General features: G+C 33.0%; 10 protein-coding genes and 1 pseudogene. 10 read left to right on the forward strand and 1 reads right to left on the reverse strand.

The window, feature by feature from the left end; translation table 11 throughout:
* Positions 1 to 6: 6 nt before the first annotated feature.
* The 9 genes from ACWJKE_RS15855 (at position 7) to ACWJKE_RS15895 (ending at position 12,245) form a co-directional block, all read left to right on the forward strand.
* Positions 7 to 1,311 (forward strand): DRTGG domain-containing protein, encoded by a 1,305-nt coding sequence (locus ACWJKE_RS15855; protein ID WP_216302645.1) that lies wholly within the window; start codon positions 7 to 9, stop codon positions 1,309 to 1,311.
* Between the two features lie 26 nt (positions 1,312 to 1,337).
* Entirely contained in the window at positions 1,338 to 4,919 is a 3,582-nt protein-coding gene (locus ACWJKE_RS15860; protein ID WP_366509998.1) for a DNA polymerase III subunit alpha, read from the forward strand.
* Between the two features lie 311 nt (positions 4,920 to 5,230).
* Positions 5,231 to 6,190, forward strand: coding sequence for a 6-phosphofructokinase (gene pfkA, locus ACWJKE_RS15865; RefSeq protein ID WP_216302646.1), 960 nt, complete (start codon positions 5,231 to 5,233; stop codon positions 6,188 to 6,190).
* Positions 6,191 to 6,356: 166 nt separating this feature from the next.
* Positions 6,357 to 8,117: a pyruvate kinase gene (gene pyk, locus ACWJKE_RS15870; protein ID WP_216302647.1), complete on the forward strand. Its 1,761-nt coding sequence runs from the start codon at positions 6,357 to 6,359 to the stop codon at positions 8,115 to 8,117.
* 284 nt (positions 8,118 to 8,401) lie between these two features.
* Positions 8,402 to 8,761, forward strand: a complete 360-nt coding sequence (locus ACWJKE_RS15875) for a DUF1540 domain-containing protein (protein ID WP_216302648.1) — start codon at positions 8,402 to 8,404, stop codon at positions 8,759 to 8,761.
* A 156-nt stretch (positions 8,762 to 8,917) separates the two neighbouring features.
* The gene (rlmD, locus tag ACWJKE_RS15880; RefSeq protein ID WP_216302649.1) at positions 8,918 to 10,309 is read left to right on the forward strand and encodes a 23S rRNA (uracil(1939)-C(5))-methyltransferase RlmD; all 1,392 of its coding nucleotides are present in this window, start codon (positions 8,918 to 8,920) and stop codon (positions 10,307 to 10,309) included.
* Between the two features lie 91 nt (positions 10,310 to 10,400).
* Positions 10,401 to 10,757: a LysR family transcriptional regulator substrate-binding protein gene (locus ACWJKE_RS15885; RefSeq protein ID WP_462958988.1), complete on the forward strand. Its 357-nt coding sequence runs from the start codon at positions 10,401 to 10,403 to the stop codon at positions 10,755 to 10,757.
* A gap of 72 nt (positions 10,758 to 10,829) precedes the next feature.
* A complete protein-coding gene (locus tag ACWJKE_RS15890; protein ID WP_462958989.1) occupies positions 10,830 to 11,537 on the forward strand; it encodes a B3/B4 domain-containing protein in 708 nt (235 codons plus the stop codon).
* An 18-nt stretch (positions 11,538 to 11,555) separates the two neighbouring features.
* Positions 11,556 to 12,245 (forward strand): radical SAM protein, encoded by a 690-nt coding sequence (locus ACWJKE_RS15895; protein ID WP_462958990.1) that lies wholly within the window; start codon positions 11,556 to 11,558, stop codon positions 12,243 to 12,245.
* Between the two features lie 454 nt (positions 12,246 to 12,699).
* Here the strand turns inward: ACWJKE_RS15895 and ACWJKE_RS15900 are convergent.
* Positions 12,700 to 13,263, reverse strand: a pseudogene (locus tag ACWJKE_RS15900) (cupin domain-containing protein); the annotation flags it as partial.
* 314 nt (positions 13,264 to 13,577) lie between these two features.
* On the opposite strand from ACWJKE_RS15900, the gene ACWJKE_RS15905 reads away from it, so the two are divergent.
* Positions 13,578 to 14,828, forward strand: coding sequence for a hypothetical protein (locus ACWJKE_RS15905; protein ID WP_216302654.1), 1,251 nt, complete (start codon positions 13,578 to 13,580; stop codon positions 14,826 to 14,828).
* The last annotated feature ends 150 nt before the right edge of the window (positions 14,829 to 14,978 follow it).

Here is a 14,978-nt window from a genome sequence, read left to right on the forward strand (position 1 = left end):
TATATAATGTCAAAGCATGAAGAAGTTATTAACTATATTCTTTCCCTTTCTATTGGAACTAAAATCTCAGTAAGGGGTCTCGGTTGTATATTAGGGCTTAGCGAGGGTACAGCTTATAGAGCTATAAAAGAAGCTGAAAACTTAGGCATTGTTAATACCGTGCCAAGGGTTGGAACCGTAAGAGTTGAAAAGGTAAATAAAAAAAATATTGAAACGTTGACTTATGCTGAAGTTATAAGCATCCTTGATGCAACGATTTTAGGCGGAAAAGAAGGAATAAATAGAAGCTTAAATAAATTTATAATAGGGGCAATGGATGTTGAATCAATAAGCAAATATATAAGACCAGGTTACTTACTTATTGTTGGAAACCGCGAAGAAGCACAACAGCTTGCCCTTGAAAATGAGGCAGCGGTGCTAATTACTGGAGGGTTTGATTGTAGTGAAAAAGTAAAGGCCTTGGCAAATAAAAAAGGTATTCCTGTATTATCTTCAACATATGATACCTTTACAGTAGCAAGTATGATAAATAAAGCTATTTATGAGAGTATGATTAAGAAGGAAATTATCTTAGCTGAAGATGTAATGGAAGTTAATGTTAAGTATTTAAAAGGGACCGATACTATTGCTACTTGGAGAAAATTAATGTTTGAAACTAATCATGAGAGATATCCCGTGGTGGACGAGAATATGAAGCTTATTGGCATAGTTACTTTAAGAGATTTGCAAGGGCATGATGATGAAAATGAACTAATACATAAGGTTATGAATAAAAATACTATAAGTGTAACACCGAAAACAACTGTAGCTTATGCTGCTCATATTATGGGGTGGGATGGTATAAAGATTTGTCCTGTACTTAATAAGAAAAAACTAGTAGGAGTTCTAAGTATAGAAGATGTTATAAAGGCGATGGAGTTTGCATTAAGGCAGCCACAAGTTGCGGAAACTATAGAAGATCTTATTTTAAGAAATTTCATATGTTTACATGAGGGCGATGATTTACACTTTAATGGCCAGATTATTCCTCAAATGCTAGACCATTTTGGTACTGCTTCTTGGAGTTCACTTAATATGCTATTATCAACAATGGGTATAATGGCATTAAGACAGAATAATAATATTAATATTTCAGTAGATAGTATTATGGCATACTTTATGAAGCCTGTACAAATGGGTAGTGATATTGATATATATGCACAAATTGTGGATAAAGGAAGACACTTTTCTAAGGTTGAAATTAGTATGTACAATGCATTTAAGGAACCTGTGGCAAAGGCTATGATTTCTGCAAGGGTATTTTGTAAATAATTCTAAAGTTGAAGGGAAGTGAAAATGTGAACCAAGAACTAGCTATAAAAGAAAAAGAGGACTTAGGAAGTTTCGTGCATCTTCATGTGCATACAGAGTATAGCCTGCTGGATGGTTCGGGAAAGATTAAAGATCTTATTTCTAAAACCAAGAAGCTTGGCATGAAGAGTATCGCTATAACAGACCATGGAGTAATGTATGGATGTGTGGAATTTTATAAGCAGGCAAAAGAGCAGGGAATTAAGCCTATTATTGGTTGCGAAATATATGTAGCGGCTAAATCTATGAATATAAAAGAAGCTGATAGGGATAATAGTACTCATCATTTAGTGCTTTTAGTCAAGAATTTATTGGGGTATGAGAATTTGATGCAGATAGTATCGGCTGCATCAATTAAGGGTTTTTATTATAAACCAAGAGTTGATTTTGAATTTTTATCAAAGCATAGTGAAGGGTTAATTGCAAGTAGCGCTTGTCTTGGTGGTGAGATTCAGAGCCTTCTTCTAAAAGATAATTATGAAAAAGCAAAGGTTATAGCGTTAAAATATAGTGAAATATTCAAAGATGGTTTCTACTTAGAATTACAATATCATGGTATGCAGGAACAGTTTAAGGTAAATGAGCTTTTAGTTAAGTTGTCAAAAGACACAGGGATTCCATTAATTTGTACTAATGATACTCACTATATTGAGCAAGAGGATTCTAAGGCTCATGATGTGCTACTCTGCATCCAAACAGCGAAAACTGTTGATGAAGAAAACAGAATGAGATACCCTTCAGATCAATTTTATTTAAAAGCTCCAGGGGAAATGAAAAAGAACTTTGCATATGTCCCAGAAGCGCTTAGCAATACAGTCAAAATTGCAGAGCAGTGTAACTTTGATTATGAATTTCATGTGTCAAAGCTTCCAAAATTTCCATTACCTCCTGGGGTAGAACCATACGAATACCTAAGAGAAAACTGCTACAAAGGTATGGTAACGCGGTATGATGTATTTAGTGACGTAATGATTAATGGTTTTTCTATAGAATATATAAATGAAATAGCGGATGGAAATGTATTCGCTAAGTTGTACGTAGATAGACTTGAATATGAACTCAATATAATAAAACAAATGGGGTACGTAGATTATTTTCTTATAGTATGGGATTTTATAAAGTTTGCAGTAGAGCATGATATTCCGACAGGTCCTGGCAGGGGCTCTGCGGCAGGTTCAATAGTTGCTTTTACCTTGGACATAACCAAGATAGACCCTATTAAATATAGTCTTATTTTTGAAAGATTTTTAAATCCTGAAAGAGTTTCAATGCCAGATATAGATTCTGATTTCTGTTATGAGGGACGCCAAGCAGTAATTGATTATGTTGTGCAAAAATATGGATCAGATAACGTATCACAAATTATAACATTTGGAACAATGGCTCCTAGAGCATGCATAAGAGATGTAGGAAGGGCTATGAGCTATTCCTATGCAGAGGTAGATAGAATTGCTAAGATGATACCAACTGTAATTGGTATAACTATAAATAAGGCTATTGAAATGAATGCAGAGCTCAGAGTATTATATGAAGATGATAATCGAGTTGAAGCGCTTATAGATGTAGCAAAAGCATTAGAGGGACTTCCAAGACATAGTTCCACTCACGCAGCAGGAGTAGTTATTGCGTCAAAACCTCTAGTAAGTTATGTTCCTCTTCAGAAAAATGATGAAATGATAGTAACACAATTTCCTATGGGAACCCTTGAGGAACTTGGTCTTTTAAAAATGGATTTTCTAGGACTTCGTACACTTACAGTTATGAGGGATTGTGTAGACTTCGTTAAAGAAAATAGGAATGTATCTATAGATATAGACAATTTAGACATTGAGGACCACAAGGTCTACAAGATGATCGGAGAAGGAAAGACTGTAGGGATATTTCAACTTGAATCTGCAGGAATGACTAGCTTTATGAAGGAACTAAAGCCAGATAATTTAGAAGATATTATTGCAGGTATAAGTTTGTACAGGCCGGGCCCAATGGCTGAGATTCCACGTTATATAAGAAATAAAAATAGCATGGATAAGGTTGAATATGAAACTCCACAACTCGAAGAAATTTTAGGCGTTACATATGGCGTAATGGTATATCAAGAACAAGTTATGGAAATTGTTAGAAAGCTTGCTGGGTATTCAATGGGAAGATCTGATCTTGTCCGTCGTGCAATGTCTAAAAAGAAGCATAAAGTTATGGAAGAGGAAAGATATAATTTCATCCATGGCATAGTGGACGAGGCTGGCAATATAGAAGTTGAAGGTTGTCTTCGAAATGGTATTACAGAGTTGGCAGCAAACCGCATATTTGATCAAATGATGGATTTTGCGTCATACGCTTTTAATAAATCTCATGCGGCAGCCTATGCAGTTGTGGGATATGAAACAGCATATTTAATGTGTTATTATCCAACAGAATTTATAGCTGCTATGCTGAATAGTGTAAAGGGTAGTAGTGAGAAAATAGCCTTCTATACTAGATATGCAGTGCAAATTAACATTGGAGTGCTGCCTCCTAGTATAAATGAAAGCTTTGCGGGGTTTACTGTAAAAGGTGATACTATAAGATTTGGTCTTACAGCTTTAAAAAATGTAGGGGTAAATGTGATAGATAGCATTGTACGAAACAGAGAAGAAAAAGGTGATTTCACCGGTTTTATGGATTTTTGTAATAAAATAGATACTTCCTGTGTAAGTAAGAGAGCAGTAGAAAGTCTTATAAAGGCAGGAGCATTTGATGATTTCAAAATTCACAGGTCACAACTACTAGCAATCTATGAAAAAGTATTAGATGGAGTAAATAATGATAGGAAGAGAAATATTGAGGGGCAAATAAATTTATTTTTAGATTTTGAAAATACTTATAATAATTTTGAAATAGAGTATCCTAATATTAAAGAATTTAAAAAGAAACACCTTTTAGCTATGGAAAAAGAAATGACGGGGATATATTTATCTGGTCATCCACTGGATGAATATGAAGAGACACTTAAAATACAAACTAATACAAGAATTTCTGATATTGTAGCAGAAGAAAGCCTTGAAGAAGGCGATGACATGTTAGGTGAAAGCTTTAAACTTAAAGATGGTGATAAAGTTATTATTGGTGGTATAATATCATTTGTTAATAAGAAAGTTACAAAGAATAATGATATGATGGCTTTTATTAATTTGGAGGATTTATACGCAAGTGTGGAAGTAATAGTTTTTCCGAGGACATTTGAAAAGTATAAATCATTAATGGAAGAGGATGAAATAGTAATACTAAAAGGTAGAGTTAGCATTAGGGAAGAAGAGCAACCAAAGATATTATGTGAAGATATTAAACCACTCCTAAAGATTAACAGTGAAAAAATTTATATCCTAATAGAAAATGAACTTATGATGAAGGATGCACTAAAAAAATTAAAACAGAATTTAGCTATTTACAGAGGGAATACTCCTGTATATCTTTGTACAAAAGAGCCAAGAAAAATGTACGCTGTAGATAAAGGGTTGTGGTTAAGTGAAGAAACAGATACTATGGTACTTCTAAGAAGTATATTTGGAGAAAACAACATAAAAGTTCAATAAATAACACCATATAATGGTAAAATAATGGGAGCGATGTTTCTTTTCTCCCGTTTTTATTCAATAAAAGGTTTACAAAGTGTTAATACTATACCATTTAATAAAAAAATATTTTTTTTCATATAAAATGTTGAATATTTCGAGAAATTTGTATAATATTAGACTATAAAGGTATTTTAAAATTAGTAGTAATGTTTTGTTTGGAAACATAAATATATTATAATTACAGTGGGACTATACTTGTCCCTCTGGTACAATAAGGTAACAATCAATAGTTGATATCTTAGACAGAGAACAACAAGGAGGTTATTTTTATGAAAACAATTGCGGTATTAACAAGTGGAGGCGACGCACCGGGAATGAATGCAGCCATTAGAGCAGTAGTTAGAATGGGTATATTTAAAGGCATAAGAGTTATGGGCGTAAAAAGAGGATATAGTGGCCTTATAAACGGTGAAATTTTTGATATGGATAGACATTCTGTTTCGGATATAATACATAGAGGTGGAACTATTCTTAGAACTGCCCGTTGTGAAGAATTTAAAACAGAAGCTGGAAGAGCAAAGGCAGTTAATGTATTAAGGGTATTTGGAATTGATGGATTAGTAGTAATTGGAGGAGATGGTTCTTTCAAAGGAGCACAACTTTTATCAGATTTAGGTATTGCAACGGTTGGTATACCTGGAACTATTGATAATGATCTGCCTTATAGTGAATATTCTATAGGATTTGATACAGCACTAAATACAGTACTGGATGCTATAAATAAAATAAGAGATACATCAAGTTCTCATGAAAGAGTTAGTGTAGTTGAAGTAATGGGAAGAAATTGTGGAGATATAGCCTTATACGCTGGTATTGGCGGAGGGGCTGAAGAAGTTATTATTCCTGAAAAAGGGTATGAAATAGATGGTTTATGCAAAACTATATTTGAAGGTAAACTAAGAGGCAAAATGCACAATCTGATAATTCTTGCTGAAGGTGTAGGCGGAGCAAATGAACTTGCAAAGCAAGTAGAAGAAACAACAGGAATTGAATCAAGAGCTACAATACTCGGCCATATTCAAAGAGGTGGAAGCCCAAGTGCCTTTGATAGAATGCTTGCTTCAAGAATGGGAGTAGCAGCTGTAGAAGTTCTTATAGAAGGTAAATCAGGAAGAGTAATTGGTATGAAAGATGGCAAAATAATGGATGAAGACATCAATGAAGCATTAGAAATACCAAGAAAATTTAATGAAAGACTTTATCATATTTCAAAAATTCTTTCTTACTAATAATCTCTTTTTCAGAGCTGTTAATCATCTCTTTCAGAGCTGTTAAGCATCTCTTTTAGAGCTGTTAATCATCTCTTTCAGAGTTGCGCATCTGCTAAGGGATTTAAATATAAGACAACGTAATAATGTATTAAATAAAAAAAACTAACAATAAGAGGAGTAATTTATGAAAAAAACTAAAATTATCTGTACAGTAGGTCCAGCAAGTGACAATAGTGAAACTATAAAAAGCTTAATTGATGCGGGAATGGATGCTTCAAGGCATAATTTTTCTCACGGAGATCATGCAGAACATAAGATAAGAATGGACTTAGTAAAAGAGCTACGATCAGAGCTTAATAAACATATTGCTATAATACTAGACACTAAGGGACCAGAAATCAGAACAGGAAATTTTGCAGCTGGTAAAGTTGAATTAAAGGAAGGCGCAAAATTTACTGTTGTTTGTGGTGAAGAAGTTGTTGGAGATGAAACTATTTGTTCAGTAACATACAATAAATTATATGAAGATGTTAAACCGAATGATACTATACTAATAGATGATGGTTTAGTGGGACTTATTGTAGAACAAGTAAAAGGTAAAAGAATACATTGCAAGGTTGCAAATACTGGTATGATAGGTAACCATAAAGGAGTTAATGTGCCTGGTGTTTCAATAAACTTACCTGCACTTACAGAGCAAGATATCAGTGATTTAAAATTTGGAGCTGAGCAAGGTGTTGATTTTGTTGCAGCATCTTTTATAAGAAAAGCATCAGATGTACTTGATATAAGATGTGTACTTAACGAAAATGGTGGCGGAGATATACAAATTTTCTCTAAGATCGAAAATAGAGAAGGGGTTAATAATATTGATGATATTATTAAATTCTCTGATGGTATTATGGTTGCAAGAGGAGATTTAGGAGTTGAAATCCCTACTGAAGAAGTTCCAATAGTTCAAAAAATGATTATCCAAAAGTGTAATGCTGCTGGAAAGGCAGTTATAACAGCTACTCAAATGTTAGATTCTATGATGAGAAATCCAAGACCAACTAGAGCCGAGTCATCAGATGTTGCAAATGCAATATTCGATGGTACAGATGCTATAATGCTCAGTGGTGAAACTGCTAATGGTAAATACCCTGTAGAGGCAGTAACTATAATGTCTAAAATAGCAAAAGCTGCTGAAAATGCTCTTAATTATGAAGAGAATTTAAAGAATAAGGGCAAATATCACATTCCTAATGTACCAAATGCCATTAGTTTAGCTACTTGCAATACAGCTATGGAACTTAAGGCTTCAGCTATTATTACTGCAACTCAAAGTGGTAGTACAGCTAAAAAAGTTTCAGCTTACAGACCAGAATGCCCTGTTATAGCTGTTACTCCTTATGAAAAGATAGCTAGAAGTCTTGCATTAAACTGGGGTGTAGTTGCAATATGTGAAGAGAAGGTAGAATCTACAGATGAACTTATAGATAAATCTGTAAATATTGCTTTAAAAGAAGGCTATGTAGAAAAGGGAGATTTAGTAGTTATTGCTGCTGGAATTCCAGCAAATTATGTAGGTAGTACAAATATGATGAAAGTTCATATTGTTGGTGATATATTACTTCAAGGTAAGGGAAATATAAGTGCTTCAGCTTGTGGTACAGCTTATTATGTAAAAAGTGCAAAAGAAGCTAAAGACACTATGAGAGATGGAGACATTTTAGTAATGAAAACATTAAATAGAGAATATATTGACATATTAGATAGAGTTTCAGGAATTATTGTAGAAGAAGATGAATTAAGTTCAAGTGTTGTTATTGAATGTACATCAAGAGAAATTCCAATAATATATAGTGCAATAGGAGCAGAAGAAGTTATTAAAACTGGTTCATTTATAACAATGGATGCAGCTAGAGGCATTGTGTATAGTGGTAGGGCTAATGTAAAAAACTAAAAAAAATGAGTTTATAGCTCAAGAGATTGTCAGTTAACTGGCAATCTTTTTTTAAAATTTCAATAGACATGTATATTGAAAACAAATATGGATATAGTTATAAGTGTAAACAAAACAACATGGCAACTGATTTTTTTTTTTAGCACCTACATGGTGCTTTTTTTTATTATATAAGAAACAGCTTTCGCAAAATAATAATTATTATACTTATTTTTCATTTTTATAGTATAATAAAAGCTAAAGCTACAGATTATAATAAGAAATAAGTAGTGGGAGTGATAAACATGAGCGGAACTCTAAGTTGCAGCGCAACAAATTGCGTCAATAATATGTCAGGAATTTGCTCAGCTAGTACTATCAATGTCTCGGGGTCAAATGCTCATAGTAGTGAGGCAACGAAGTGTGAAACATTTGCTGAAAAAGGATTAAAGAATTCATTAACTAATGTACTTAATATGAATGTAGTTGGTGAATTTAAACAAGTATTTAATAGTGACTCTATAGAGATGAGTCCGAATATTAGATGCATTGCTAAAAATTGTATACACAATAGAGAAAATTTATGTGCTGCAGATAATATTATGGTTAATGGTACAGGTGCTTTAACTACTGAAAAAACACAATGTGAGACTTTTAAAGAATAATAGAATTTTTTTAAATTGTGATGTAGGCATTTTTTAGGTATTATAAAATCAAAATTAATAAGCACATGGGAGTAAATATACGAGCATAGCTTGCTTGCTATTTATTTTCATGTGCTTTAGTAAAGAGGATAAAGGTAGAATTAGGGAGGAAAAACAATGAAAAGTAAGAGAAAGTTTGATGATTATATTATTCCTGTTAAAAAAAATGAAGATTATATAATGACGATAGATAATATGGGATATGAGGGTGAAGGAGTAGGTAAAATAGATAATTTTACCGTTTTTGTAGCTGGTGCAATTATAGGTGAAGTGGTAAAAATAAAAATTGTTAAGGTTTCTAAAAACTTTGCTTTTGGTAAACTATTAGAGATAATTGAGGAATCAGCAAGTAGAATAGATCCAGTTTGCAGTATATACAAGAACTGTGGCGGTTGTAACGTGCAACATATAGACTATAAGGCTCAATTGGATTTTAAAACTAATAGAGTAGTACAGGTTATAAATAGGATAGGAAAATTAGAAGAGGTCATAGTACATTCTACAATAGGCATGGAGCGTCCTTATAATTATAGAAATAAAGTTCAACTACCTGTTAGCAATATAAATTCTATAGTGAATATTGGGTTTTATGCGCAAAGAAGTCATGACATAATAAATATGGAAAATTGCCATATTCAAGATACAGTTGCAGATCTTGTGGTAAAGCTAACAAGACAATGGATAAAAGAGTTTAATATCGAGTGTTATAATGAGGAAAATCACCAAGGCAATCTTCGACATATTATGATTAGAAAAGGGATTGAGACTGGAGAAGTAATGGTGGTATTAGTTACTAATGGTAAAACACTTCTTTACAAAGAAGAATTTATAGCCTTAATGACTAAAAAAATCAAAGGATTAGTGAGTGTAATCCAAAATATTAATAGTGAAAAAACAAATGTAATATTAGGAGCGAAATGCGTAACTCTATGGGGAAAAGATACTATAACAGATTACATAGGGGAATTTAAATTTGAAGTTTCTCCACTATCCTTTTTTCAAGTTAATTCAATACAAACAAAAGTGCTGTACAGTAAAGCACTAGAGTATGCAAATTTAAGTGGTGGAGAAGTGGTGCTTGATGCTTATTGTGGTACAGGCACTATATCCTTATTTTTATCTCAGAAGGCTAAAAAAGTATATGGAGTAGAGATAATACCCGAGGCCATTGAAAATGCTAAAATAAATGCAAAAGAAAATAATATATCTAATACAGAATTTATAGTAGGCGAGGCAGAAAAAATTATTCCAGAGCTTCTTCATCAGGGAGTAAAAGCTGATGTTGTGGTAGTTGACCCACCAAGAAAGGGTTGTGACAAAACTCTTTTAGAAGCAATTAGTAGCATGAAGCCTAAAACTATAGTATATGTCTCTTGTGATCCAGGCACTTTAGCTCGAGATCTTGGGATTTTAGATGAACTTGGATATAAAACTTTAGAAATTCAACCTGTGGATATGTTCCCACAGACGGCTCATGTAGAGTGCGTTGCGAGGATAGAGAGAAAATAGGCTGGTAGCAAAGGGTTAGAGGATTTGAGTAATTTAATATAGTGTGTTTTATGTTCCCTCAGACGAGAGTCCCAATATTGATATCAATATTATGCAAGGTGATTATGAAGATGTTCTTTTCTGGGCAAAAACGGGTGTTGTAGGTATTGGCCTTTCTACTTTGCCTGTTAAGGAAGATTTGGTAGAAACGCCGCTGTATATCGATAGACTTTTATGCATTACACCGAAAAATTTCAAACCTGTTCATTCTAAATATGTTACCATTGAAGATATCAGGGATCAGCCCTTTATTTTGCAACCAGAAGGTTATAATGTAGACACCATTTCTTTTATTAAAAAATACAATTTATCCATCCGCCCGCAATTTTTTATAGATGATGATCAATCCATTATCGCAATTGTTGAGAGTGGTATCGTATATAGTTTAGAAATAGCAAAAAATAAGTAGACTATTAGCTAAAGAAAAGTGATAAGGGTAAAATATGTAGCTATCACATTTTTATATGAAGGAGGAATTTTAATGAAAAAGTTTGTCATTGAAGATGATTTTTGGAGCCTATTTCCCAGTGCACGGATCGGAGTTGTTGTTTGTTATGGAATAGATAACACTATAAAAGATAAAGAAACATTTAAGGAAATGATTTTAAATTCAGAAAAGGAAGCCTTAAAATATTTGCAGAATGCAGAATTTAGCAGTAACGAAGTTATAAAAGTATGGAGAGAGGCATTTCAAAAGTTTAAAACAAAGAAGGGTGCAAGGGCATCAATAGAAGCGTTACTAAAGAGAGTGAATAATGGAAATCATTTAGGGACTATTAATCCACTAGTTGATATTTACAACTGTATTTCATTAAGATATGCATTGCCCTGCGGTGGTGAGGATATCGATACATTTGCTTCTGATATAAGATTGACTAAGGCAGTTGGAAATGAAAATTTTATTACATTAGGAACGGATAAAAGTGAACCACCATATGAAGGTGAGATAATATATAAAGATAATGAGGGAGCAATTTGCAGGTGCTGGAATTGGCGTGAAGCAGTAAGAACAATGCTTACTGAAAATACAACTAATGCTTTTTTATGTATTGAATTAACTGATGAAAGTAGATTAATAGAATTTCAGGACGCATTAAAAGAACTAGCAAAAGCAGTACAAGACAATTTAGGTGGAACAAGCAAAATTTCAATTTTAGATATCAATAATAAGGAAGTAGTAATAGAGTAATTTTAGGAGGATATAGCAATGGGTGGGTTTAGTTATAAAGAGATTTATATTGAAGATGGTAAAAGGGTACTGGAAGTAAATATACTGCCTGAAAAGCATTGTAATTTTGACTGCATATTTTGTCCTATTGGAAGGTCGCCAAATAAAGTAGATACCCAAAAATCATTTGATAAAACAGATAGTTCATTGATTGAACTAGAAGGTATGATAGAAAGTACAAAAGCAGAAGTAATCTTTATTAACTCAAAAGGTGAAGCTTTAGTGAATGAAGAAATTATTGATGTGATTAATATTATTAAAGGTAAAGGGTTGCAAGTTAAGCTGCTATCAAACGGTTATATTCTAAATTGGCTAGAATTTAAAGAGATTGCTAACATGTGTGAGGAAGTTATTGGCGAAATAAAGGTTATTTCAAATGAAGATTTTCAAAAAATCCAGCGGCCAATTGGAGGGTATACTTTTGAGAATCATATTTCAAATATGAAAGCTTTTAGAGAGCAATATAAAGGCAAATTTATATTAGAAGTAACTATTCTAAAGGGCTATACCGATGATGAAGAATCAATTCAGAAGATAAAAAATATTATTAAGGAGATATCTCCTAACAAGATAATTACTGTAAGAATGGAAGATGAAATATTTAAGAAAAAACTTGGTATAACTGATGAAAGATTTGAAGAAATTTCAAATGAAATACTAAATGTTTAGTTTTGTTAATATATAATATTCTTATTTAACGAATTAAAATCAAAATGCGAACAATAGCCCGGAAGACCGCATTTGGTTTATCAAGAGACACAAAAATAGCAAGAGGTTACTATTACTAGAGTATAAAAATAAAATGAGATAGCTTAGTATTTAAGTTATCTCATTTTATTTTATAGTTTTTTGCTTATACTTTAAGCACACCAACCTTAGGAAGCTTAGCTAGTTTGCTTGATACTCCATGGCAGCTTTCAAACTGAGAGCTTAAATCTTTACCAGCAGTTAAGCCATAGTGTGTAGCACCGCTTCATTTTGAATTAGCGCTTAAATCATATACAATTCCGTTAACTGCTACATAAGCAGGGTTTCCCATAGTACCATCATACTGAGCAAGTTCACTTAAGGTAAATTCCTTGTTTTGCCTAAGAGCTCTTTGTCCCTTTTGATATAAGTGGTCGTGGTTCTCTTCAGCAGCTTCTGCATCTGCTTTAGTTTCATGAACTGTACCATGTGGATGTTGAGGTGGTGCATAAATAGAGTACAATTTAAGTGGTATGTCACCTGTATTGATTAAATTGTGCCATTTACCAGCAGGTATGATGAATGCAAAATCATCATAGACGTTTTTTTGAAAATCCAAGTTATATTTACTATCACCCATTTTAACAAGCCCTTGCCCTTCTTCAACACGTATAAATTGATCAAGATCTGGATGAACCTCTAAACCTATATCTTCCCCAACCTTGATGCTCATCAAGGTAAGTTGCAAATGGCTTCCTGTCCATAAAGCGGTACGATAAGTATTGTTTTGCTTAGTAGCCTCATTAATATTAACTACAAACGGTTCTGGTCCATAATCCTTTAACTGAATTGAATCATACTCTATTTCATCAGTTGAGGTATGCATTGATGGGTTAATGTAATAAGGACATTGATAGGTTCTATAAAGATTATACATATTGTATGGGTTATACATAGGTGTATTAACACCATAAGGATATGGGTCATAAACATTATACATATTGCTAATCCTTTCATAGTATTACAAAATCATTATATGACCTCTGTTTAGAAAATGTGCTTCGATTAACAGGAAGCCGAAGTCCCTGAGGTCATAACACTTAAATTGAAAATCCATGAATTTCACGACTCCCTTTATTTTTGCAAGAAAAAAAGCAATATATAATAAATAATGTCTAATTAAAATATAATTTGGACAAAGAAAAATGTAGTATTTAGTCTGAAATGCTATTTGTGATTTTATGGGTTAGTTATGGTATAATATACAATAGAGATATACTTTACCATAAAGTTTTCATAAAAGGGAGTGATTAAATGCCGAACGTCAAAGAGATCAAAGTCGGAATAGGTTTTGCGACGGGAAGAAAGAGTTTTCAAAAGGTGCTGAGAACTAACATAAGCAATTGGAAGGAATCTGGTTTGGTAGCAGATAAAAGGTTAAGTTTAAACCTTTTTGTTGCCTATGATCTTCATTATAATAAAACTGAAATAACTGATTACACAAATGTACATCCCGATTTGGTAAAGCAGATTGATAGTAGTAAATTTATTGGAAGCGTTGCTATAAAAGAAGAAATTGATTATTTAATTAGAGAAAACGTCATTAGTTTTGAGGAGACTCAAATGATTTTTGGCAAAGGATATGCAGCCAAGCGTAACGCTGTGCTATATAATGCTATAAAAAACAAAATGGATTATCTTGTTTTTTTGGATGATGACGAATACCCAATGGCAGTAACTAATACGCTTGATACTGCCATTTGGGGAGGTCAGTTTGTTTTGGCAGAACATCTTAATAATATCACTGAAGCAGACATCACTCACGGACATCACTGTGGTTATATATCTCCAATTCCATATATGGAATTTAACGACACTATGACCGAAGGTGATTTTAGGTCTTTTATTGAGGCTATTAGTAATGATATTATTAAGTGGGATAAATTAAAATCTGTTATGAAAAATGGTGGGATAACATATGCAGATACAAAGACATTGACTAGCCATGAGGCCAGAGAGGTAGAAGAAATAAATCATTCTAAATTCATCTCAGGTGCTAATCTGTGTATTAACCTAACTGAGCCTAAGCGTATTTTCCCTTTTTACAATCCACCAGGAGCTAGAGGGGAGGATACTTTTTTAAGCACATGTCTAAGTGAGAGAAAAGTTTTGAGGGTGCCATGTTACACATTCCATGACGGATTTTCTACATATAATCACCTTTTAGAAGGCGTTCTCCCAATTCGATTGAAGTTTATCAAAGCTGATACGGACAAGGTTAAAACTCGCTTTTATAATGCATGTATAGGTTGGATTCGTTATAAGCCATTACTGCTCTATATAACTCAGCCAGATCACTACACGGATAAGATTAGAGAGATAAAAGAGCAGCTGAGAGTAACATTGCCCAAAATCAGTGCTTATTTTGGAAAGCCTGAGTTTATTAATGTCTTGGCAGAACTCGAGAAATACAATAGAAATGTGGAAAAACATTATGCTGAATTCATCGAAACACAACGTATTTGGGCAAAAATCATGGAACATTTTGCGCATCGCATGGAATAGTACATACAGTAATTTTATATATTTCCGTCAAATTTGGAGAAGTGACTTTTAATAGGTCGGCTTCTCTTTTCACCTTTATATACCAAATTATGTTGCAGCTCCGCAACAGATGATTTAACAAGAAAATAAATTTTAATTACTGATATATTG

It is taken from the genome of Clostridium sp. CM036 (genome assembly GCF_055081135.1).

What these genes read in the sequence shown, in the direction of transcription:
- ACWJKE_RS15855 (WP_216302645.1), top strand. Translation starts at nt 7, where the DNA reads ATGTCAAAGCATGAAGAAGTTATTAACTATATTCTTTCCCTTTCTATT.
- pfkA (WP_216302646.1), top strand. Translation starts at nt 5,231, where the DNA reads ATGAAAACAATTGCGGTATTAACAAGTGGAGGCGACGCACCGGGAATG.
- pyk (WP_216302647.1), top strand. Translation starts at nt 6,357, where the DNA reads ATGAAAAAAACTAAAATTATCTGTACAGTAGGTCCAGCAAGTGACAAT.
- ACWJKE_RS15875 (WP_216302648.1), top strand. Translation starts at nt 8,402, where the DNA reads ATGAGCGGAACTCTAAGTTGCAGCGCAACAAATTGCGTCAATAATATG.
- rlmD (WP_216302649.1), top strand. Translation starts at nt 8,918, where the DNA reads ATGAAAAGTAAGAGAAAGTTTGATGATTATATTATTCCTGTTAAAAAA.
- ACWJKE_RS15885 (WP_462958988.1), top strand. Translation starts at nt 10,401, where the DNA reads ATGCAAGGTGATTATGAAGATGTTCTTTTCTGGGCAAAAACGGGTGTT.
- ACWJKE_RS15890 (WP_462958989.1), top strand. Translation starts at nt 10,830, where the DNA reads ATGAAAAAGTTTGTCATTGAAGATGATTTTTGGAGCCTATTTCCCAGT.
- ACWJKE_RS15895 (WP_462958990.1), top strand. Translation starts at nt 11,556, where the DNA reads ATGGGTGGGTTTAGTTATAAAGAGATTTATATTGAAGATGGTAAAAGG.
- ACWJKE_RS15905 (WP_216302654.1), top strand. Translation starts at nt 13,578, where the DNA reads ATGCCGAACGTCAAAGAGATCAAAGTCGGAATAGGTTTTGCGACGGGA.